The following is a 22,105-nucleotide window of genomic DNA, read 5'->3' as shown; positions in this document are numbered from 1 at the left end:
CCGCCGGTCAATATAACGGTGCCGGTCGGCGGTACGACAGGGCCGACCGGCCGCCGGGTCAGGCCAGCGTGGCGACCAGGACCGCCTTGATGGTGTGCAGCCGGTTCTCCGCCTCGTCGAAGACGACCGAGTGCGCGGACTCGAAGACCTCGTCCGTGACCTCCAGGGACTCCAGGCCGTGGGCCTCGAAGATCTCCTGGCCGACCTTGGTGCCCAGGTCGTGGAAGGCGGGGAGGCAGTGCAGGAACTTCACGTCCGGGTTCCCGGTGGCGCGCAGGACGTCCATGGTCACCGCGTACGGACCGAGGGCCTTGATGCGCTCGGCCCAGACCTCCTTGGGCTCGCCCATGGAGACCCAGACGTCGGTGACGACGAAGTCGGCACCGCGCACGCCCTCGTCCACGGTCTCGGTGAGGGTGATGCGCGCCCCGCTCGACTCGGCGAGCTTCCTCGCCCGGTCGACGACCTCCTGGGCGGGCCAGTAGGACTCCGGGGCGACGATGCGCACGTCCATGCCGAGCAGGGCGCCGGTGACCAGGTAGGAGTTGCCCATGTTGAAGCGGGCGTCGCCGAGGTAGGCGAAGGCGATCTCGTGCGGGGGCCTGCCGCCGTGCTCGGTCATCGTGAGCACGTCGGCGAGCATCTGGGTCGGGTGCCAGTCGTCGGTCAGGCCGTTGTAGACGGGCACGCCGGCGAAGGCCGCGAGCTCCTCCACCTTCTGCTGGCTGTCGCCCCGGTACTCGATCCCGTCGAACATGCGCCCGAGCACGCGCGCGGTGTCCTTCACGGACTCCTTGTGGCCGATCTGCGAGCCCGCCGGGTCGAGGTAGGTCGTGGAGGCGCCCTGGTCGGCGGCCGCGACCTCGAACGCGCAGCGCGTGCGCGTCGAGGTCTTCTCGAAGATCAGCGCGATGTTCCTGCCCCGCAGGTACGGCGTCTCGGCCCCGGCCTTCTTGGCGGCCTTCAGCTCCGCGGCCAGCTCGACCAGCGCGCGGAACTCGTCCGCGGTGAAGTCGAGCTCCTTGAGGAAGTGGCGGCCGGCGAGGGCGGTCGGGACTGTCGCCATGGGGGCGCTCCAGGGGTACGGGGACGTGACTCTGGAACAGTATACGAGTAATAGAATTCTTATACGGCCTGCCGCTCCACCGGGCAGCTCATGCAGCGCGGTCCGCCCCTGCCCCGGCCCAGCTCACTGCCCGGGATCTCGATCACCTCGATGCCCTGTTTGCGCAGGTGGGTATTGGTGGTGGCGTTCCGCTCGTAGGCGACGACGACGCCGGGCTCGACGGCCAGGACGTTGCAGCCGTCGTCCCACTGCTCGCGTTCGGCGGCGTGCACGTCCTGGGTCGCGGTGAGCACCCTGATCTCGTTCAGGCCGAGGGCTGCGGCGATCGCGCGGTGCATGTGCTCCGGCGGGTGGTCGGTGACCTTCAGCTCCTTGTCGCCCGCCCCCGGCTCGATGGTGTACGAGCGGAGCATGCCGAGCCCGGCGTACTGGGTGAAGGTGTCGCCGTCGACCATCGTCATCACGGTGTCGAGGTGCATGAAGGCCCGCCGCTTGGGCATGTCCAGGGCCACGATGGTGCGGGCGGAGCCGGCGGCGAACAGCTTGTGGGCGAGCATCTCGACGGCCTGGGGCGTGGTCCGCTCGCTCATGCCGATGAGCACGGCGCCGTTGCCGATGACCAGGACGTCGCCGCCCTCGATGGTGGAGGGGTAGTCGGCCTGGCCCTCCGACCACAGGCGGAAGGTCTCGTCGCGGAAGAGCGGATGGTGCCGGTAGATCGCCTCGAAGTGGACGGTCTCGCGCTGCCGGGCGGGCCAGCGCATGGCGTTGATGGAGACGCCGTCGTAGATCCAGGCCGAGGTGTCCCGGGTGAAGAGGTGGTTGGGCAGCGGCCCGAGCAGGAAGTCGTCCAGTTCCATGGCGTGGAAGCGCACGGAGGTCGGCTCCGGGTGCGCCTGGAGGAACTCGCGCTTGGTCATGCCGCCGACCAGGGCCTCGGCGAGCTCGCCCGCGGGCAGGGTCTCGAAGGCGGCCCGGAGATGGTCCGTGGCCAGCACTCCGTACTCCTTCTCGTCGAAGACCCGGTCCAGGACGAGCCGCCGGGCGGCCGGGAGGTCCAGGGTCTCCGTGAGCAGGTCGCCGAAGAGGTGCACGGCGACCCCGCGGTCGCGGAGCACGTCGGCGAACCCGTCGTGCTCCGCGCGCGCCCGGCGCACCCAGAGCACGTCGTCGAAGAGGAGAGCGTCCTTGTTGCTGGGGGTGAGCCTTTTGAGCTCGAGATCCGGCCGGTGCAGGATGACGCGGGTGAGCCGCCCGGCTTCGGAGTCGACGTGGAATCCCATGCCTTCATCCTGACCATTCGGGCGCCTGTTCACCCCCGGCTCGGGAAGACCCGTGCGTCCCGGTTCAGCGACTGGGCTGCGGCTGGAGCAGTTCCGGGCGGGCGAGCGTACGGCGGGCGGCGGGGCCCGGGTCCAGGGCGGCGCGGGCGACGATCCAGCCGGACCGGGCGTGCGGGTCGGCCGGGTCGCGGGCGAGGGCCTCGGTGTAGCCGTCCAGCGCGGCGGCCGGATCGCCGGCGGCGAGGTGTTCGTCGGGGGCCAGGGGGGCCGCCGGGCGGGTGGCGAAGGCGTGGGTGCGGGTGTCGGGCCAGAAGGCGCGGTCCGGGCGGAAGCGGAGGGCGCCGTCCGGCCCGTCCGCCGCCGCGACGTTGCGCAGCCGCCACTGCGTGCGGTGCAGGGCGGCGGCCGTACGGGCCCGGGCGAGCGCGGCCGGGGCGACGGGTTCGCGCAGCCAGCCGTCCAGGGTCCGGGCGAGGCCGGAGACCAGCCGTTGACCGGGGGCGGTGAGCCGGCCGCTGGTCAGCAGCGTCCGCACGACCAGCCGGCTCTGCAGTCGGCGCAGCGCGAAGTGGTACGCGGCGGTCTCGGCGTGCTCCGGCTGGGCCAGCCGGTCCCGCCAGAAGCCGGCCACGCCGGTGAAGGCGTACGCGCCGTGCAGCAGCCCGGTGAGGTGGCGCGGGTCGGCGCGCCAGGGGGCGTAGTAGCGCTCCTCGCGGTCGTCGTCGAGGAGGGGGAACAGGTGGAGGAGCGCGGCGAGTTTGCTGTGCTGGAACTCGTGGACGAGGGTCTCGGCCAGGGCGAGCGCCGACCCCGGGCGGGAGATCAGCATGGCGCCGAAGGAGTCGCCGCTGGAGGCGGAGACCCCGACGGTCGGCGGGGCGGGCGGGTCGAGCGCGGTACGGCCGTACGGCACGACGGCGCGTATCCGGGCCGGGTCGAGCCGTCCCGGGCCCGGTGCGGTGCCGGTGGCGGCGAGAAGCGCGACGGCGCTGTCGAAGATCCGCTGCCACTCGGCCGCCTCGTCGGCGTCGAGCCGGGCGGGCGGGACCGGGTCGTCGAGGTCGCGGTAGGGGTCGAGGTCGTCGAGCGGTATGGCGACCGGCCCCGCGGGGGTGGTGTGGGTGAGGGTGCGGAGGGGCAGCCAGGGGGCCGCCTCGACGGCGGGGGGCACCGGCGGGACGGGGTGCCGGGGGCCGGGGGAAGGTCCGTTCCGCTCGGCCTCTCGCCCCCCGTCCAAGACCTGCGACTCGGGCACGCCCTGCCGGGGCGACGCGTCCTCCGCAGGCGTACCGCGCCGGGACGTGACGTCCGTACCGGGGGTGCCCCGCAGGGACGACGCCTCCGCATCAGGCGTGTCCCGCCGGGGCGAGGCATCCGCATCGGGCGCATCCCGCCGGGGCGAGGCATCCGCATCGGGCGCATCCCGCCGGGGCGAGGCGTCCGCTTCAGGCGTGTCCCGCCGGGGCGAGGCGTCCGCTTCAGGCGTGTCCCGCCGGGACGAAGGATCCGGCTCCGGCGCACCCCACCGGGGCGAGGCACCCGGTTCGGGCCTGCTCCGCACGCCCAGGACACCCGGCTCGGGCGGGCTCCGTCGGGGGCCGTGCGGCCGGGGGCGCTCCGGCGGAAGTCCTTCCGGGCGGGGTCCGTCAGGGCGGGGCCCATCAGCGCGAAGCCCGTCGGGGCGAGGCCCGTCACCGCGAGGCCCGTCAGGGCGGGGCCCCTCACCGCGAGGCTCACCGCGAGGCCCCTCAGCGCGGGGTCCGTCAGGGCGGAGGCTTCGTGCCGGGGTCGTCGTCGGGCGGCATGTCACCAGGGTCCGGGTGCCGTCCTGGCGCGGTGGGCCGGAGAAGGTCAGTTCGCCCGCTCTCGTCGCCGCCCGGGCGACGGAGGGACCCGGCGACTCGTCCGGGACGCGGAGCGTGCCCAGGCCCGGCAGATGCAGGCCGCCGTCGGTGAGGGGGACCGTGAGGGTCCGCTCCGTACCGGCGTGCAGGGACGCGGTGATCGCCAGGACGTTCAGCCGGCCCGCCTCCGCCCACAGGGGCGGCCCCGTCGCGGTGCCGTGCACGCGGCGCAGCATGTGGGCGATCCAGCCGCCGGTCGTCGGCGCGAGCAGCAGCCGGTCGACCGCCTCGGGCGCCCGCTCGGCGGCCTCCTTGAACGTGGCCCAGGCCTGCGCCACCGGCGTCAGGGGCGTGGGCAGGTCCGCGAGCCGGTCCAGCAGCGTCCGCAGCAGGAGCAGCCGCCGCGCCCGCTCCCCGCGTTCCAGGAAGGCGACGGCCTCCGGGGAGCCGCCCCCCGAGGCCAGTTGCGCGAAGAGCCGGTCCGGCATCCGGAACGGAGCGGGGCGCGGTGCGCTGGTCATGAGCGGGGACCTCCGGTTGCGGGTGCGGGCATACGGGGGACCCGGCGGGCGCGCGGCCTCGTCGGGCTCTGCCGTATGGGCGGTTGTCGGCTATTCGGCTCGGGCGCCACCACCGTTGCCGCCGCCGCTGCCCTCGCCGCCACCCCGGATGCTGCCGCGTGCGCGCAGAACCTCTTCGAGAAGGCGGACGGAGGGGCGGAGCGGTGTGAGACCGTCCACAGCGGACAAGGGCAGCGCCGCGACGTCCGCCAGGTCCGACTCCCAGACGGCACGCGCACGAGCGGCCGGGTCCCGGGCGGCCACGGCATGATGCAGAGCGGGCGGCTGATCCAAGATGCTCCCCCTTCTCGCACGGTGGCACGCGATGGCCCCGTGTCTTACTCCATCATGGCCGTTCCTGCCCTTGCCGAAAACCGTACGATCACGCCACCGATCATCGACGCGCTCGCCCCGGCCGCGCCGAGTCCTCCAACTGCCGCAGCGCACCGGCGAGTTCCGCCCCCAGTTCCGGGTCGTCGTCCACGGACACCACCGCGTCGAACAGGTCCCACAGCGCCTGCGGCCGGTGCCGCGCGAGCCCGGCGAGAATTCCGGCCGCGTCCGTACGGGCCTTGGTGTGACGGGGCAGCGTGCCGGTGACGCCAGGGCCCAGCGCGGCGACCACCGTCTGCCGCTCGACCGGGTCGCTCATCAGCGGGTAGGCGAGGAGGGCGTCCACGGCCCGCAGCAGCGGGGAGAGCCGCCGCTCCCCGGCGCCGAGGTCCACCGCGGTGAGGATCTCGGTGCGTTCGGGGCTCTGCAGCCGGATCTCGGGATACTGCAGAGTACGGCCCGCGTCCCTGAGGGCAGCGATACGCGTTCGTACGGCCGGAAACAGTTCCTCCGCATCGGGTGGCGCGGGGAGTACGGCCGTCCGGTCGGTCAGCAGGGCGAGCAGGACGTCGGAGAACAGGCCCGTGGCGCGCACCGGGTCGTTGGCCGCGGCCCGGCCTCGTCCGGCGGCCCGGAGCACGGTCTGCCGGTGCGCGGTGCTGCGCCGCCCGACGGGCAGCCCGTCGGGCGGCAGCTGCTCCCGGAAGCCGAGCGCCTCCTCGAAGGTCTCGCACGCGTCCACGACCCACAGTTGGTCCGCGAGGCCGGGCACGGCGTCCCCCGCGTAGCGTTCGAGCGCGGAGTCCAGGTCGATGCCCAGCTTGTCGTCGGTGGTGGCGTCCGCGCAGAACAACCGCAGGTGCCCGGACCGGTCGAGGACGCCGTGCCCGCCCCACCAGACCCAGAGCACGTCGCCCCGTGCCGCGGGCAGTTCGCGCACCAGCACCCGGCGCAGCGTGGCGTGGTCGGCCGGCGCGTACGGCGCTTCGGGGACGTACGGCGGCAGCGGGGAGAGGTGCAGCCGGAGGTTGGCCTCCGGTACGCCGGCGGTGCGCAGCAGGCGGTGGAAGCGGACCGCGTCCCGGGCGGGCCCGGGCAGGTCCCAGCCGGCCCCGGCGTCGTACGCCTCGACGCCGACGACGAGGGCGTGCACGCGCGCCGGGTCCACGGCCGCGGGGAGGGCCGCGCCGGTCACGGCAGCCGCTCCGCGAGGTGCCGGTACACGTCCGGGTTGGTCCAGTAGGCGCTGTGCGCGGCCGGGAACGGCTGGCGGCTGTCGACGGCGACGTCGGTGACCCGGCCGGGGAACAGGCCGGCGCCCAGGTAGGAGAGGAGGTCACGGGGGTCGTACAGGTTCAGCCAGTCGGGGACGTGGTCCGGCAGCGGCGCGGGGTGCTCCAGCGAGGGCAGCGACCCCGACTCGTACAGGAACGGCGCCTGGGAGCCGACGGTGACCAGCAGCCGGACCTGGGGCAGCGGGGTGAGGACCAGGGTGTCCAGGGCGATGATGCCGCCGAGGCTGTGGGCGACGATCGCGACGGGCGGCTCCAGCCCGGCGAGCAGGTCGCGCAGTCCGGCGCGGACGGCCTCGCCGCGGCTGAGGTAGCGCAGGACGTCCCCGGCGGCCGGGTGGGCGGCCTCGGTGAGGGCGCGGCGACGGCGTACGAGGGCGCGGGAGGCGGCCGGACCCACGACCCGCAGGGCCAGTGTGCGCACCCCGCGTTCGGTGCCGGGGGCCGGTGCGCCGAGGGACCGGGCGAGCCGGTCGGTGACCGCGTCCCGGGTGGCGCCGACCGGCACGAGGGGCGCGTCGGCGTCGAGGACCCCGCCGACGACCTGGGCGGTCAGGCAGCGGGCCACCAGGTCGGGGAGGTCGTCCGGGGCGAGGGCCGCGGCGGCGGCGCCGAGCAGCGGGTGGGCGGCCAGGTCGGAGGCGGCGCGCGCCAGGCCCGGGCCCAGCTCGGCCGCCGGTGTGTCGCCCTCGGCGGCGAGGACGGCCAGCCGCTCCCGGATCGGCTGGTCCAGGGACAGGGAACCGGGCGGCAGTTCGGCCGCGGGGACGGAACCGGCGGCCAGGGCCAGCTCGGCGTACGGGTCGGCGTAGAGGGCGGCCCAGGCGGCCGTGTCGTCCTCGGCCGCGTCCGGTGCGCCGGGGCCCCGGCCGGCACCGGAGACCGGCGGCAGGCTCGTCCCCCCGGCGGCGAGGACGGCTCCGTGCTCGCCGCCCCAGTAGTACGGCACGATGCGCAGCCCGCCGCGCAGGGCCGTCACTCCGGCGGAGAAGCGCCCCGCGAGCGCAGAGAAGCCCGGTTCGCGTACTCCTGTGCCGTGGATGAAGACGACCGCCGTCATGTGCCCCCCGTGACCCCGGTGAAAGTCCGTGTACGACTTCCGTTGCATCGTCAATTCCGCCCTATTCTAAGAAAGTTGGAGCTTCGGCGCGGGGAAGGCTCCGAACACGCACGGGACCGTCGCACGGGCGGCCGTCGCACACGTCTGCAACCGGATGACCACCGGACCAACGGGGAGACCTCATGAGCCCTGACGCGATGATCACGCATTTCGTGGGTGCCTCGGCTCTCGTCCTGGTGGCCGCCCACGCGGCCGGCTGGCTGGCCCGACGGCTGAAACAGCCGTACATCGTCGGCCAGTTGTCCGCCGGCATCGCGCTCGGCCCGTCGCTGCTCGGCGCGCTGGCGCCGGACGCCCACGCGGCGCTCTTCCCGTCGGAGATCGGCCCGGCCCTGACCGGCTTCGCGCAGTTCGCCCTGGTGGTCTTCCTGTTCGCGGTGGGGTACGAGCTGGACCTGAAGATCCTCGGCGCCCGGGCCCGCACCTCGCTGACCGTGGCGCTGGCCTCGTTCGTGGTGCCGATGGCCGCCGGCTGCGGGGGCGCACTGCTCTTCCGGGACCAGTTGCACGACCTGGGCATGCCCCGTGACCCCTCCCCCGCCATGGTGGTCTTCGCCGGGGTGGCCCTGTCGATAACGGCGGTGCCCGTGCTGACGGCCATCGTGCGGGAGAACGGGCTCTCCCGTTCGGTGCCGGGTGTGGTGGCCGTCTCGGCGGCCGGCGTGCTGGACGCGGTCTGCTGGACGGTGCTGGCGGCGGCGCTGATGGAAGGGGGCGGCGGCGGTGCCGCGCTGGACTGGCCCTGGCGGGTGGTGCTCGCGGTCGGCTTCGTCACCGTGATGGTGCTCGCGGCCCGGCCGGTACTGCGCCGGCTGCTGTGGGGGACCCGGATGGAGCCCTCGCTGCGGCTCGCGCTGCTCATCGGCTTCGCCCTCGGGTCGGCGTGGGTGACGCACTCCCTCGGACTGCACGTGATCTTCGGTGCGCTGCTCGCCGGGGTGGTGGTCCCGCGCGAGGAGGACGGCACGCTCGACCCGGACCTGCTGCGACCGCTGCACGACGTCAGCTCGCTGCTGCTGCCGTTCTTCTTCGTGGTCTCGGGGCAGTCGGTGGCGCTGAACAACATGGACGGCACGGGCTGGACGGTCCTGCTGGTGGTGACCGTACTGGCGGTGGCGACGAAGATCGGCAGCGGGACGCTCGCGGCCCGGCTCGGCGGACTGGACCGGCACGACGCGCGGACCGTCGGCGTGCTGCTCAGCGCCCGGGGCCTCACCGAGCTGATCGCCCTGAACGCGGGCCTTCAAGCCGGGCTGCTGAGTCCCCCGCTGTACACGGTGCTGGTCTTCATGGCCCTGGCCACGACCCTGTTCACCCAGCCGCTCCTGCTCCTGGTGCGCCACCTGGCCGAACGGGACCGCCCCGCGCCCCCGGCCTTCCGCACCCCGCCCTCCCCGTCGGGTCAGGACGGCACGGCCCCGGCGGCCCCGGCCGCGGACGTCGGCTGACGGGCCCGCCGGCGAACACCGGCCGGGGAAGTCGCCGCCGCCCGGTGGGGGCGGCGGCTTCCCGCGTCGTCCGGCGTCCGCCCGCGCGGCGGGCGCCGGAGGACGTCACAGCGGCATCGGCGCCATGTCGCACTCGATACGCCGCCGCCCGCGGGCCGCGAGGAGCCAGGGGTGGTCGGCGCGGACCACGCGGGTGAAGCCCTCGACCGCCTTGCGCAGCAGCTCGTCCGCCTCCGCGCCCCGGCTGAGGCCGCGCAGGTCGAGGGCGAGGTTGGCGGTGCACGACAGGGTCAGCGGGTGGTCCTCGCCGGCGGTCTCGGCGAGCCGCGGCAGATTGGCCCGGTCGATCTCGTGCGCCCGCTCGAAGTCCAGACGCGCGTACGCCGTGCCGGCCTGGCCGATGGCGGTGGTCAGGGCGGTGATGTGTCCCTCGCCCACGGTCGCGGCCAGCCGGTGTGCCACCTCGTCCTCGTGCTCCTGCGCCTTGTCCAGGTTCCCGAGGGTGCGCAGGGTCGCGGCCAGGTTGGCCCGGGTCAGCAGGGTGTACAGGTGGTCCTCGCCGAGCCGTTGCTCGTAGCGCCGTACCGTCTCCTCGGACAGTTCCCTGGAGCCGTCGAGGTCTCCGGTCAGCCGCAGGTCGACGGAGACGTTGGTCGCGGTGGAGAGCGAGTCGAAGTGGTCGTACCCGTAGCGGCTGTTGAAGCGTCGCAGCGTCTCCGCGGCCAGTTCGGCGCCCTCGGTGAGCGCCCCGTCGCGGCGGCGGCAGACCGCCAGGTTGCGTGCGATGCGCAGGGTGAGCGGGTGCTCCGCGCCGAAGGCGGCACCGGCCCGGCGGTACACGTCCTCCTGGAAGTCGCGCGCGCCGGGGTAGTCACCGCTCTCGCGCATGTTGATGGCCAGGCCGTTGAGGGTGTTGAGGGTGAAGAAGCTGGTGGGCCCGAACAGCAGGTCGCGGAGCCGGGCGTTCTCCCGGTCCAGCGGCAGCGCCTCGCGGAACTCTCCGCACAGTCTGAGGTCGACGCCCCACGAGTGGATGGCGCGCAGCGTGGTGGGGTCGTCCGGGCCGAACAGGGACCGCGACAGCTCGGTCGCCTCCTTGCTCACGGTCCGCCCCTCGTGGATGCGGCCCTGGTAGCGGCGGGCGTCGGCCATCTCGCACAGGGAGTCGATCAGTTCCTCGGGCTCGACCTCGAGACGGCGGGAGGTCTCCAGCGCCTGCTCGATCAGCGGGATGGACTCGGTCACCTGTCCGGTCTGCCGCAGCAGGAACGAGAAGCTCTTGGTCATGCGCAGGACGTGGATGTCCTCCTCGCCGGAGGCCGCGAGCCAGGCGCTCCACGCCTCCCGGGCGTAGTCCGCCGCACCCTCGTGGTCGCCCCAGTAGTACAGGAACCAGACGGTGTCGGTGACGAGGTCGCGCACCCAGGTGTCGGAGCTGGTCACCGCCTGGGAGGCGAGCACGTGCGGCAGCAGCGCCTGGTAGGCGGGCCACTCCAGCGAGGCGCCGGGCGCCCCCGGCTTGGCCGCGGACAGCAGCTGGTGCGCGGCGCCGCGCATCCGTTCCCTCTCCTCGGGGCCGAGCTTGGCGAGGAGGACCGTCTGCAGCAGGCGGTGCATCTGGAGGGTGTTGGACCGCGGGTCCACCCGGATGAGAGAGAACTGGTTGAGGTCGCGGATGGCGCGGTTCAGCGTGATCGACTCGCGCAGCAGCGGGTCGATCTCCGGGGTGATGCTGACGCCCCGGCTGCCGCGCAGGATCGAGCGCGGGATGGGCTCGGGGGCCATGCTGGCGCAGATGTCGAGCAACTGCCGGGCACCGGGGTTGTTCTGCCGGATGCGCTCCAGCGACAGGTCCCAGGCCGCGGCGACGGAGACCGGGTAGTCGGGGTTCGGGTCGAGTTCCAGGATCTCGGGGCTGCGCCGGGCGAGCAGGTCGAGGTACTCGTCGACGGGCATGCCGGTGACCGCGCGCCAGGCGCCCGCCTGCTCGACGGCGAGCGGCAGGTCGCCGAGGGCGTCGGCGAGCCGGTCGGCGTCCTCGGCGGACAGGTCGGGCGAGCGCTTCTGGAGCAGCTCGATGGACTCGGAGCGCTCGAAGACGTTCACGGGCAGGGGTGTGGCCACCCGTTCCCAGGCCCGGTTGCGGGAGGTGACGATGACCTTGCCGGGCCCGTTGGTGGGGAAGTACTGCCGCACCGTGTCGACGTCCTCGGCGTTGTCGAAGACGAGCAGCCAGTTGCCGTGCGGTTTCCCCTCGCTCAGCGCCTTCAGCACGGCGGGCACCGCCGTGTTCGCGGCGGGAGCGCCGGGGCGGTCCTGGCCGGACGGGACGACGCCCAGCTGGGCGGCGAGCGTGCCCAGCGCGGCCAGGACGAGGCTCTCGCGCTCGGCCGGGATCCAGCAGATCACCCGGTAGTCGTGCTGGTGGGTCCAGATGTACTCCAGCGCCAGCTGCGACTTGCCGACCCCGCCGAGCCCGTGCAGCGCGTGCGGCAGCACGGCGGCCGTGTCCTGCGCGCCGAGTTGCTCCTCCACGGCGCTCAGCAGCCCCTGGCGGCCGACGAACGAGGTGTTCCGCAGCGGAACGTTCACCAGAAGGGCGGGCGTCGCGGTCGTGGTGCTCTGCATGAGCGGCTCAGCCTCCGGGGCTTCGAGTGGGGTCGCGTCGGGTACCAGCGGCACGGGTGCTCCAGGTTCGTCGGAATCGCTCGACGCTGGATGACTGCCTTCTCGGCCACCGGATGACCCGCCGCCGCCCGTCGGGTTCACCTCAGTGGGTGTACCCGTGGGCAAACGGACGTCCACCCGATCGGCCGCACCGGGCGGTACCGGCCCGGCGACGGCGGGTTCGATGCGCCTGGCCCGTTCGGAGTAGGGCCCCGAGAGGGCGCGCATCACGGCGAGTTCGCTGCGCACCCAGCCTCGCTCCGCCGGGTCGGGCAGGGCGGCGCCCGCCGGGTCGTGCAGGGCGGCGCGCAGGGCGACGCCCCGCTGCCCGGCGGCGGGCAGCTCACCCACCACGGCGACGGTGCGGGCGAGTTGGCTGCGGGTGGTGGTGGCGAGCAGCGCCTCGCGGACCCCCTCGGCGAACTCGGGGCGGCCCTCGCCGGCCCTGTCCCAGTCGATGAGACCGCCCATGAGGATCTCGGCGAGGTGGTCGGGCCCGGTCTCCGGCATCGTGCGCCGCCGCAGCTGCTCCACGAGGTCCAGGTCGAAGGGGATGGCGGCCAGCTGGGTGGCGAGCCGGCGTGCGGCCGGAGTGGCGAGGGTGAAGAAGCGGCGTACGGCGGTGGTGGCGGCGCGCGGGAAGCGCGGGGCGCGCAGTCCGGGAGCGGGCGCGCCCTTGGCCAGGGCACCGGCCAGGACGATGGGCAGGGTGCGGCGCACGCCGCGCTCCCCGGTCACGAGGTGCGACCAGGCGGCGAGGGAGCCGGGCTTGAGCGAGAGCACGGGCACCGGCACGGAGTCGTCACCGGCCTCGGGCAGGGGGCGCAACGGGTCGGGCCCGCCGGGCGGCGCCCAGTGGCCGAGGCCGTCGTTCGGGGCGCCGAACCCGCCGGCCTCCAGGACCGCCTCGTAGGGGTGGAGGGAGCTGCGGTGGCGCAGGTGCGGGGGCAGCAGGTGGACCAGTGCGGTGGGGCCGGCGTGGGCGAGGCGCTTGAGCAGGTCGTCGGCGGCGGGGGCCGCCCAGCCGGGGGCGAGGCCGTCGGTGACGACGAGGAAGACGCGTCCGCCGCGCCCGTCGAGCAGTTCGGCCGGGTCGGCGTCGGCCCGGCCGGTGCTCCAGCGCAGGGTGGCGGTGCCGGTGCGCGGCACGTGGACCCGGACCGGGCGGACGCCTCGGAAGGCGCCGCTGTGCTCGGCGGCCTCGGCCAGCCGTGCGCAGGTCTCCTGCCAGATGCGCATGGTCGGGGCGTCGTCGGTGAGCAGCACCAGGTCGAAGGCGGGGGTGCGGGCGGGCCGCAGGAAAGGCAGCCACATGCCGTCCGCGAGGCCCTGTTCGGCGGTGGCCTCCTCGTCGAGCTCCAGGGTGTGGCGGGACGGGATGCGCCGGGCCAGCTGGTGCAGGGCGCGGGCGAGCAGGGCGGTGGCCCGGCCGGGCCCCGACTGCGGGCCGTCCTCGGCGGGCAGCAGCGGCCGGCCGGCGTGCAGGGTGAAGGGGCCCTCGGGGTCGGGTAACAGCCGTCCACGGGCCACCGGCCCGGGCGGGACGTGAGGGGACGAGGCCGGTCCGGACGCGTTCCCGGGGCCGGGCACCGGTGCGGTGCTGTCGGGGGCGGGCGGCCAGACGGGCGCCGGGAGTGCGTCGGCGGCGGGGGCCGGGTCCGGGGGCCCGGTGTCCGTGCCTTGCGGGGCGTCGGTCTCACCCGGGGCCGGATCCCGCGGTTCCTCGGCGGCCGGCGGGTCCGCGGGGCTCGGGCGGTCCGGCCGCGCGGCGGGTTCCGGCGTCCGGCCCGGACCGCCGTGGCGGTCCCAGTGGGCGGCGAGCCAGACGGCGTCGGCGATCTCCTGCCAGTGCGGGGCCGACGCCTGCGGCTCGTCCGGGTTCGGCCGGGCGCGCGCCGGCCTTGACTGCTCCGGGACGGCGGACTGCGCGAGGTGTCCGCGGTCGGAGGCCACGGGCGCGTCGGCCGCGTGCCCGTGGTCGGAGGTGACGAGCACATCGGCCTGGTGCCCGCCGAGGACCACGCCACTCTCGTCGGCGGTCTGGGGCCACGCCGAAGGAGGCGACGTCCCCGATACGGGGTCTTCGTCGCCCGGTCCGGATGCGTGCTCCCTGGGGAAGCCGGTCATTCAGCGGCCCTTCGCGAGGTCGCGGAGGAGCATTTCCACGAGCTTACGCCCGTCACCGTCCGCCTGGAAACCACCCGCGGTAGTCATCTGCACCGCGTTGAGTAGCTGATCCAGGGAGTGCGTGCCGCCGGCCTGGACCCGCTGCACGAAGAGGTCCACCAGGTCCTCGGTCCCCTGCGGCCGGGCCCCCAGGTGCCCCTCCACCAGGGCCAGCAGCTGCCGGCGGCTCGGCGTGCGCATCTCCAGCGGCAGGCAACGCCGGCGGAAGGCGGCGGGGAACTCCCGTTCGCCGTTGCTGGTGATCACCACGATCGGGAACTCCCGGCACTCGACCCGTCCGCCCCGCAGCAGTGCCTGGCCGCCGGGGTCGCTGGTGTGGACGCGCGCGCTGTCGGCGGCGTCACGGACCAGTTCCGGGACGTCATAACTTCCGTTCTCCAGGACGTGCAGCAGGTCGTTGGGCAGGTCGATGTCGCTCTTGTCGAGTTCGTCGACGAGGAGCACCCGGGGACGATCGTAGGGGAGGAGAGCCGTCCCGAGGGGCCCGAGGGTGATGAAGTCGCCTAGCACGGGCGGGAGTTGCTCGGGTGACGCCGACAACGGGGCGTTGACGTCGGCCGTTTCGGCCAGGGCCTGCGCGGCGGCGGGGTCCGTCCGGCCGGGTTCGCCGGCCTCGGTGCCGCGCAGCCCGGCCTGCCAGGCGGCGATGGCCTGGGCACGTCCCATGGCGTCATGGACGTACAGGCCGTCCCGGAGCGTGGTGCGGCTGACGATGCTCCACTCCAGGACCCGGCCGAGGCCCAGTTCGCGGGAGATGAGGTAGGCGAGGGTGGACTTGCCGACCCCCGGCGGGCCGGTGATGAGCAACGGCCTGCGCAGCAGCAGGGCGGCGTTGACGACGTCGATCTCGTCGGTGCCCAGTTGCGCGGTGACCTGCCCGTCGCCCAGGCGGCGCAGCGCGGCCTGCGGGTCGTCCGGCGGCGCGGGCTGGGACGGCTCGCCGCGGAAGAGCCGCCAGGGCGGCGCCGCGGGCAGCGCGGGCGGCACGACCGGTGGCCGGCCGGTGCCGTGGAACACCCGCCAGCCGTTCGGGGACGCCTGCTCCTGCGCGTTCATGCCGTTGCCTCCTCGCCGGCGAGATCGCCGTAGTCGGACTGGATGTCGACAAGACGGGTGGGGTCGTCCCAGAGAAAACCGATGTGCCGGCCGAGGAGCCGGCCGGGCCCCTGGGAGTGCCGTTCGGCGTTCTCCCGGAGGCGGTGGACGGCCAGGGGGATCTGCCCGGGCGTCGGCACGGCGGCGAACAGGGCGGTCACCACCTCCCGGCGTTCCTCCGGGAAGACTCCCCGCCGGTCCCAGACCGCAAGCCCCACGCCTTCCGCTATGGCGGCTTTGAGTGCCTCCAGGGCGGGCGCGTCGACCGGGGCGTCCAGCACCACGGCCGTACGTCCGGTGTCCCCGGCGAGCGCCGTCTGCCAGGCGCCGAGCCGGCCGCCGTCCGGCTCGCTCCAGCCGTGCACGGCCACGCCCTGCTCCCGCAGCGCGTACCAGCGTTCCTCCCACTGCTCCAGGACGCGGCGGTCCCTGGACCGCATGCGCTCGAGGCTGCGGAGGTGGACCCCGTACCGGGTGCCCAGGCGCAACGGCTGGCCGTCGCCGACACGGTGCGTCAACCCCGCCACATCGTGGTTGAGGAGGTCGTACGGAAGGACGAACTCGACATACGCCGAAGGCTGCCCGTGTCCACTCGGACGCCGGTCGCGGGGACCGGGACGGAGCCGGGCGCCCCGGCTCAGCGCTTCGTCGACGGCCGTGCCGAGCGCGTCCAGAGTGGTGACGGCCGGGGTACCGGGCTGGGGGTTCCAGTGGCCGGCGACGGTGTTGAGCCAGTGGCGGACCACCACGTCGCCGGAGGCGTCCCGGGCCGGTTCGACGGCGACGATCAGGCAGCGGGGGATGTCGGGGCCGCGCACCACGGTGGCCCGTGCCGCCCGCCGTTGTTCCAGCGCGCGGGTCAGGTCCGCGCGCCGGGCCCAGTCGTCGACCCAGCCGGACAGGGCGGTGCGGTGGTCGGGCGCGTCGGCGAGAAGAGCGGCCCGGTCGAGCAGGAGCACGGCGGGCGGCAGGCCGTCCGGCTGGACGTTCCGTTCGAGGACGTACTGGAAGAGCTGGTCGGGCAGGAGCCCGATGGGCAGGTCGAGACCGCCCAGTTCGACGGCGAGGTCGTCCCGCAGCAGGTCCGCGGGGAGATCGCCCTTGGCCAGGACGGCACGCGCGCTGGTCTCGTCGTCGCGGCCGAGCGGGCCCGGCGGCGTCTGGGGAGGCGGGGCACCGGAGCGGGCGGGGCTGATCAGCTGGTCCAGTTCCTCGCCGGCCGGCGCGCCTTCGAGGATGCGCACCACTGCGACGAGTACGTGTTCCCCGCCCGCCTCGTTCAGGGCGGTGCGGACGAGGGTCACCACGTCCTCGCGCTGTCTGACGCCCCGCAGGTCGACGGGCCGGCCGAGGCTCTCGCCGAGCATCTGGGCGAACTGTCCGCGCGCCTGCGGGTCCTCCGTGCAGCTCATGCCGCACAGCGCCTCGGTCAGGTCGAACAGCAGCGCCATGCCGCGCGCGTGCCTGGAAGCGTCCGCCGTCCCGCCGAATCCCGCGCCTGTCTCCACCGACTGTCCCCCATGAGTCGGTACGTCTGCCTGACCGACCTGCGAAGTTAGCACGGCAACTGACGGTTAACCAGGGACGTGTGGGGTCCCGGGGCACGGCGTCCGGCCGGGACACCCCCCGAGGGGCATCTCGGCCGGAAACGTGCGCTCACAGCCGCGGGTCCACCGGCTCCGACTCCAGCGCCAGCACGCCGAACACCGCCTCGTGCACCCGCCACAGCGGCTCGCCGTCCGCCAGGCGGTCCAGGGCCTCCAGGCCGAGGGCGTACTCGCGGATCGCCAGGGACCGCTTGTGGCCCAGGGACCGCTGCCGCAGCCGGGCGAGGTTGTCCGGGCGGGTGTACTCGGGGCCGTAGACGATCCGCAGGTACTCGCGGCCCCGGCACTTGATACCGGGCTGGACCAGGCGTCCCTTCGCGTCGCGGGCCAGCGCGCCGACCGGCTTGACGACCATGCCCTCGCCGCCGCGGCCGGTCATCTCCAGCCACCAGTCGGTGCCCGCCGCCACCGACTCCGGGTCGCCGGTGTCGACGTACAGCCGCCGGGTGGTCCGCAGCAGGCCGCTGCCGTCGTGTTCGACGAGGCGGTCGATGAGGGCGAGCTGCTCGTCGTGTGGCAGGGCGGCCAGGCTGCGGCCCTGGACGGCCAGGATCTGGAACGGGGCCAGACCGACGCCGTCGAGGCCGTCGGTGGTCCAGCAGTAGCGCCGGTAGGCCTCCGTGAACGCGACGGCGTCGGCGGACCGTTCACGCTGGCGGGCCGGCAGCCCGCCGGCGTCGACGCCTCGGGCCACGGCGGCCTCCAGCGCGGCCAGCGCCCCCGGGAAGACGGCGCCGGCGGCGGCCCCCACGGCGGCGTACTGGGACCGCAGCAGTCCGGAGGCCTTCAGCGACCACGGCATCAGCTCGGTGTCGAGCAGCAGCCAGTCGGTGGCCAGTTCGTCCCACAGGCCGGCCTCGCCGATCGCCGCGCGCAGCCGGTCGAGGACGGCCTCGGAGACGGTCGCGTCGTCCAGGAAGGGGCGGCCGGTGCGCGTGTAGAGGGACCCGGTGGGGCCCTCCACCCCGAAGCGGGCACGCGCCGCCTCCGCGTCGCGGCACACCAGCGCCACCGCCCGCGAACCCATGTGCTTCTCCTCGCACACGACCCGTGCCACCCCGTCGGCCGCGTACTGGGCGAAGGCCTCCTCGGGGTGCTCCAGGTAGCCGTCCGCGGCCGAGGTGGCGGTCGGCGCCATGGTCGGCGGCAGGTACGGCAGCAGCCGGGGATCGATGGCGAACCGGCTCATGACCTCCAGGGCCGCCGCCGCGTTCTCCTCGCGTACGGTGATCCGGCCGGCGTGCCGGGTCTCCACCGTCCGCCGGCCGTGCACGTCGGCCAGGTCGAGCGGGCGGCCGTCCTTGCCTCCGGGCGCCTCCGTGCGCAGCGGCTTGACCGGTTCGTACCAGACCCGCTCGGCCGGTACGTCGACCAGTTCGCGCTCGGGCCAGCGCAGCGCGGTCAGCCTGCCGCCGAAGACGGCGCCGGTGTCCAGGCAGATGGTGTTGTTCAGCCAGGTGGCCTCCGGTACCGGGGTGTGGCCGTAGACGACGGCCGCGCGGCCCCGGTAGTCCTCGGCCCAGGGGTAGCGCACGGGCAGCCCGAACTCGTCGGTCTCGCCGGTGGTGTCGCCGTACAGGGCGTGGCTGCGGACCCGGCCGGAGGTGCGGCCGTGGTACTTCTCCGGCAGACCGGCGTGGCAGACCACGAGCCGGCCGCCGTCGAGGACGTAGTGGCTCACCAGGCCGTCGATGAACTCCCGCACCTCGGCGCGGAACTCGTCGCTCTCGCCCTCCATCTGCGCCACGGTCTCGGCGAGTCCGTGGGTGTGCTGGACCTTCCGGCCCTTGAGGTGGCGGCCGTACTTGTTCTCGTGGTTGCCGGGGACGCACAGGGCGTTGCCCGACTTCACCATGGACATCACGCGGCGCAGTACGCCGGGGCTGTCCGGGCCGCGGTCGACGAGGTCGCCGACGAAGACGGCGGTACGGCCCCCGGGGTGCACCCCGTCGGTGTAGCCGAGCCTGGCGAGCAGGGTCTCCAGTTCGGCGGCGCAGCCGTGGATGTCGCCGATGATGTCGAAGGGACCGGTGAGGTGGGTGAGGTCGTTGAAGCGCTTCTCGGTGACGACGGTGGCCTGTTCGGCCTCCGCCGCGCCGCGCAGGACGTGCACCTTGCGGAAGCCCTCGCGCTCCAGGTGGCGCAGGGAGCGGCGGAGTTCGCGGATGTGCCGCTGGATGACCCGGCGGGGCATGTCGGCCCGGTCGGTGCGGGCCGCGTTGCGCTCGGCGCACACCTCCTCGGGGACGTCGAGGACGATGGCCACGGGCAGGACGTCGTGCTTCCTGGCCAGTTCGATCAGCTGACGCCTGCCGTCCTGCTGCACGTTGGTGGCGTCGACGACGGTGCGGCGGCCGGCGGCGAGCCGCTTGCCGGCGATGTGGTGCAGGACGTCGAAGGCGTCCCGGCTGGCGCTCTGGTCGTTCTCGTCGTCGGCGACCAGGCCCCGGCAGAAGTCGGAGGAGAGGACCTCGGTGGGCTTGAAGTGGCGCCGGGCGAAGGTGGACTTGCCGGAGCCGGAGGCGCCGATCAGCACGACGAGGGAGAGGTCGGCCGACCTCGGGGTCCTCGGGGCCGACGGGCCGGAAGTCCACCGTGTAGCCGTGCCGTTCGGCCACCGTCCCGGCCCAGGCCCGGAACTCCTCGCGGGTCCATTCGAAGCGGTGGTCACGGTGGCGGGCGCGGCCGGCCGGGAGGGTCTCCCAGCGCACGTTGTACTCGACGTTCGGCGTGGTGACGACGACGGTGCGGGGGCGGGCGGACCCGAACACCGCGTAGGCGAGCGCGGGCAGCCGGGGCGGGTCGACGTGCTCGATCACCTCGCTGAGCACGGCGGCGTCGTAGCCCGTCAGCCGCTTGTCCGTGTAGGCGAGGGAGCCCTGGAACAGGCTGACCCGGGTGGCCTGGCGCTCGCTCATGCGGTCCAGCCGGAGCCGGCGGGAGGCGATGGTGAGCGCGCGCACCGACACGTCCACGCCGACGATCTCGGTGAACCGCGGCTCCTTGAGCAGTTCCCGCACCAGGTGGCCCTCGCCGCAGCCGAGGTCGAGGACGCGGGCGGCGGCGTGGTCCCGCAGGGCGGTCAGGATCGCCTCGCGGCGCCGTACGGCGAGCGGGGTCGGCCGGTCCTCCTGCTCGGTCTCCGCCCCGACGGCGTTGTCGATCTCCTCGACGTCGCTGTCGTCGGTCTCGGCCAGCCGGACCAGTTCCAGTCGCTCCCTCGCCTCCCGGGTCAGCGACCAGCGGCGGGACAGGTAGCGGCTGGTGATCAGGTCCTGCTCCGGGTGGGCGGGCAGCCAGCCCTCGCCGGCCCGCATCAGCTTGTCGACCTCGTCCGGGGAGACCCAGTAGTGCTTGGCGTCGTCGAGCACCGGGAGGAGGACGTACAGGTGCCGCAGGGCCTCGGCGAGGGTGCGCGTCGTGGACTCCAGTTCGAGGCGGACGTAGCGCGAGTCGCCCCACTCGGGGAACTCGGTGTCCAGCGGGACGGTCTCGACGGTGACCGCCCAGCCGAGCGGCTCGAAGAGGCGGCGCACGAGGCCCGGGCCGCCGCGGGCGGGCAGGGCCGGGACCTCGACGCGCAGCGGCAGGGGCTCGGCCGCCCGCTCGGGGCGCTTCGCGCACACGCCGCGCATCGCGCTGGAGAAGACGTTGCTCAGTGCGACGGCGAGGAGCGAGGAGGCCGCGTAGGGGCGGTCGTTGACGTACTGCGCGAGTGCCGCGTCGGGGGCGCCGCCCCGTCCCCTGCCCTTGCCGCGCCGCACCAGCGCCACCGCGTCGATCTCCAGCAGCAGGGCCGCCGTGCAGCACCGCTCTTCCGCCTCCGGGTAGAACACGTGGGCCGTGCCGTAGGAGGTGGAGAACGCCTGCGCCTTGTCGGGATGCTTGTGCAGCAGGAAGCCGAGATCGGTCGCGGGGCGCCCGGGAGTACCGGTGGTGGTGATGGTCAGGAACATGGGCAGGGCCTCTCCGGCCGGCGGTCGCTTACGGGACGCCGTACGCGCGGGAGCCCCCGGGGCGGTTGATCCCGGGGGCTCCGGCAGGACGACGATCACACCATCGCACAGGGCGGGTGACCGGCGCCTTCCGTTATTCGAGGGGCGGCGTCACCGCGTCCCCCGGTCGTTCGGGGGGTGGGTTCATCGGGTCATGACAGCTGCGACTGGACCTGGGAGGAGATCAGTTCCAGGTGGTCCAGGTCGTCGAGGTCGAGGACCTGGAGGTAGATCCGCTGGGCGCCGGCCTCGGCGTAGCGGCCGATCTTCTCGACGACCTCGGCCGGGGAGCCGGCCAGGCCGTTGGCCTTCAGCTCCTCGACCTCGCGGCCGATCACCGCGGCCCGGCGGGCGACTTCGGCGTCGTCCTTGCCGACGCAGACGACGAGGGCGTTGGAGTAGGTGAGGGCGTCGGCCTCGCGGCCGACCTCCTCGGCGGCGGCCCGCACCCGTGCGAACTGGCGCTCGGTGTCCTCGAGCGAGGCGAAGGGGATGTTGAACTCGTCGGCGTACCGGGCGGCCAGGCGCGGCGTGCGGGTGGCGCCGTGGCCGCCGATGAGGACGGGAACCTTCGTCTGCGCGGGCTTGGGCAGCGCGGGCGACTGGGTCAGGTCGTAGAACTTCCCGTGGAAGTCGAAGGTCTTGCCGGTCTCGGTGGCCCACAGACCGGTGACGATCGCCAGCTGCTCCTCCAGGCGGGCGAACTTCTCCTTGGGGAAGGGGATGCCGTACGCCTTGTGCTCCTCCTCGAACCAGCCGGCGCCCAGGCCCAGCTCGACGCGGCCGCCCGACATCTGGTCGACCTGGGCGACCTGGATGGCGAGGACACCGGGCAGCCGGAAGGTGCCGGCGGTCATGAGGGTGCCGAGCCGGATGCGCTTGGTCTCGCGGGCGAGGCCGGCCAGGGTGATCCAGGCGTCGGTGGGGCCGGGGAGGCCGTCCGCCGAGCCCATGCGGAGATAGTGGTCGCTGCGGAAGAAGGCGTCGAAGCCGAGGTCCTCGGTGGCCTTGGCCACGGTGAGCAAGGTGTCGTAGGTGGCCCCCTGCTGGGGCTCGGTGAAGATACGCAGATCCATGTCTCCATCCTGCCTGCTCGGTGCGGGTGTGCCGCACAGGCTCCGCCCGGCCCGGCGGATCCCCCGGCCTCCGCCGGCCTCCGCCGGGCGACCGGGCGATGACCCACGGGGCCCGGTGCGCGGCGGTCCGGTGACCGGCAGTCCGGTGACCGGGCGTCCGGTGACCGGGCCCGGCGTTGATCGTTTGCCGGGACGGAGCCGGATCGCCCGGCCTCCGCGCCGGGCGGTGTGCGCCGGCGCGCCGACCGTGCCGGCCTCTCCGTGGGGGGGCCTGGGGCCGAGGAGGGCGTCATGTCCGAAGAGACCGTGCCGCGACGGGACGGGGCGGACGCCCGGCCGAAGGGGCTGCTCCAGCGGATGGAGGAACTCATGGCGGCGCTGAACGCGGACCTGTCGGCCCTGGCCGCCGACCTCCGGTCGGCGGGAGATTCTTCGCGCCCCGGATCCACGGGACGTCCGGGGGCCGCGGGGTCTCCCGACCCCACCGGGCTCCGGGGAGCCACGGACTCCGCCGATCCCACCGGGCTCCCGG

The 22,105-nt window shown here is 74.3% G+C and carries 12 protein-coding genes and 1 pseudogene; 1 reads left to right on the top strand and 12 read right to left on the bottom strand.

The annotated features are described in order from the left end of the window. Window positions 1–58: 58 nt before the first annotated feature. The 6 genes from argF to SAM23877_RS27025 all read right to left on the bottom strand — a co-directional run bounded on the left by argF (window position 59) and on the right by SAM23877_RS27025 (window position 7,438). On the bottom strand, window positions 59–1,066 hold the full coding sequence (argF, locus tag SAM23877_RS27050; protein WP_053138655.1) for an ornithine carbamoyltransferase: 1,008 nt from the start codon (window positions 1,064–1,066) through the stop codon (window positions 59–61). Between the two features lie 59 nt (window positions 1,067–1,125). Beyond that, window positions 1,126–2,349, bottom strand: a complete 1,224-nt coding sequence (locus SAM23877_RS27045) for an arginine deiminase (protein WP_053138652.1) — start codon at window positions 2,347–2,349, stop codon at window positions 1,126–1,128. 64 nt (window positions 2,350–2,413) lie between these two features. Further along, a complete protein-coding gene (locus SAM23877_RS27040; RefSeq protein WP_244903002.1) occupies window positions 2,414–4,714 on the bottom strand; it encodes an aKG-HExxH-type peptide beta-hydroxylase in 2,301 nt (766 codons plus the stop codon). A gap of 90 nt (window positions 4,715–4,804) precedes the next feature. Beyond that, window positions 4,805–5,047, bottom strand: a complete 243-nt coding sequence (locus SAM23877_RS27035; RefSeq protein ID WP_053138650.1) for a hypothetical protein — start codon at window positions 5,045–5,047, stop codon at window positions 4,805–4,807. A 100-nt stretch (window positions 5,048–5,147) separates the two neighbouring features. Beyond that, window positions 5,148–6,281 (bottom strand): effector-associated domain 2-containing protein, encoded by a 1,134-nt coding sequence (locus SAM23877_RS27030; RefSeq protein WP_053138646.1) that lies wholly within the window; start codon window positions 6,279–6,281, stop codon window positions 5,148–5,150. Next, window positions 6,278–7,438 (bottom strand): hypothetical protein, encoded by a 1,161-nt coding sequence (locus SAM23877_RS27025; protein ID WP_053138643.1) that lies wholly within the window; start codon window positions 7,436–7,438, stop codon window positions 6,278–6,280. Before SAM23877_RS27025 ends, SAM23877_RS27030 begins: the two co-directional genes overlap by 4 nt. Window positions 7,439–7,620: 182 nt before the next feature. On the opposite strand from SAM23877_RS27025, the gene SAM23877_RS27020 reads away from it, so the two are divergent. Beyond that, window positions 7,621–8,946 carry a cation:proton antiporter gene (locus SAM23877_RS27020; protein ID WP_053138640.1) on the top strand — a complete coding sequence of 442 codons (1,326 nt, stop codon included), beginning with the start codon at window positions 7,621–7,623 and terminating at the stop codon, window positions 8,944–8,946. Window positions 8,947–9,051: 105 nt separating this feature from the next. On the opposite strand, the gene fxsT is transcribed toward SAM23877_RS27020, so the two are convergent. From fxsT to SAM23877_RS26990, 6 genes and pseudogenes are all read right to left on the bottom strand, one after another. Continuing rightward, window positions 9,052–13,740, bottom strand: coding sequence for an FxSxx-COOH system tetratricopeptide repeat protein (fxsT, locus tag SAM23877_RS27015; protein WP_053138638.1), 4,689 nt, complete (start codon window positions 13,738–13,740; stop codon window positions 9,052–9,054). Further along, the gene (locus SAM23877_RS27010; RefSeq protein ID WP_053138635.1) at window positions 13,741–14,856 is read right to left on the bottom strand and encodes a MoxR family ATPase; all 1,116 of its coding nucleotides are present in this window, start codon (window positions 14,854–14,856) and stop codon (window positions 13,741–13,743) included. Further along, window positions 14,853–16,346 carry a VMAP-C domain-containing protein gene (locus SAM23877_RS27005; protein WP_244903001.1) on the bottom strand — a complete coding sequence of 498 codons (1,494 nt, stop codon included), beginning with the start codon at window positions 16,344–16,346 and terminating at the stop codon, window positions 14,853–14,855. Before SAM23877_RS27005 ends, SAM23877_RS27010 begins: the two co-directional genes overlap by 4 nt. A 205-nt stretch (window positions 16,347–16,551) precedes the next feature. Then, window positions 16,552–19,038: a polynucleotide kinase-phosphatase gene (locus SAM23877_RS27000; RefSeq protein WP_053138628.1), complete on the bottom strand. Its 2,487-nt coding sequence runs from the start codon at window positions 19,036–19,038 to the stop codon at window positions 16,552–16,554. 70 nt (window positions 19,039–19,108) lie between these two features. Further along, window positions 19,109–20,458, bottom strand: a pseudogene (locus SAM23877_RS37940) (3' terminal RNA ribose 2'-O-methyltransferase Hen1); the annotation flags it as partial. Between the two features lie 191 nt (window positions 20,459–20,649). After that, window positions 20,650–21,573, bottom strand: coding sequence for an LLM class F420-dependent oxidoreductase (locus SAM23877_RS26990; RefSeq protein ID WP_053138621.1), 924 nt, complete (start codon window positions 21,571–21,573; stop codon window positions 20,650–20,652). Window positions 21,574–22,105 lie beyond the last annotated feature (532 nt).

It is taken from the genome of Streptomyces ambofaciens ATCC 23877, assembly GCF_001267885.1.
GTDB classification, from domain to species: domain Bacteria; phylum Actinomycetota; class Actinomycetes; order Streptomycetales; family Streptomycetaceae; genus Streptomyces; species Streptomyces ambofaciens.
This window is presented reverse-complemented; position numbering and strand designations above follow the sequence as displayed.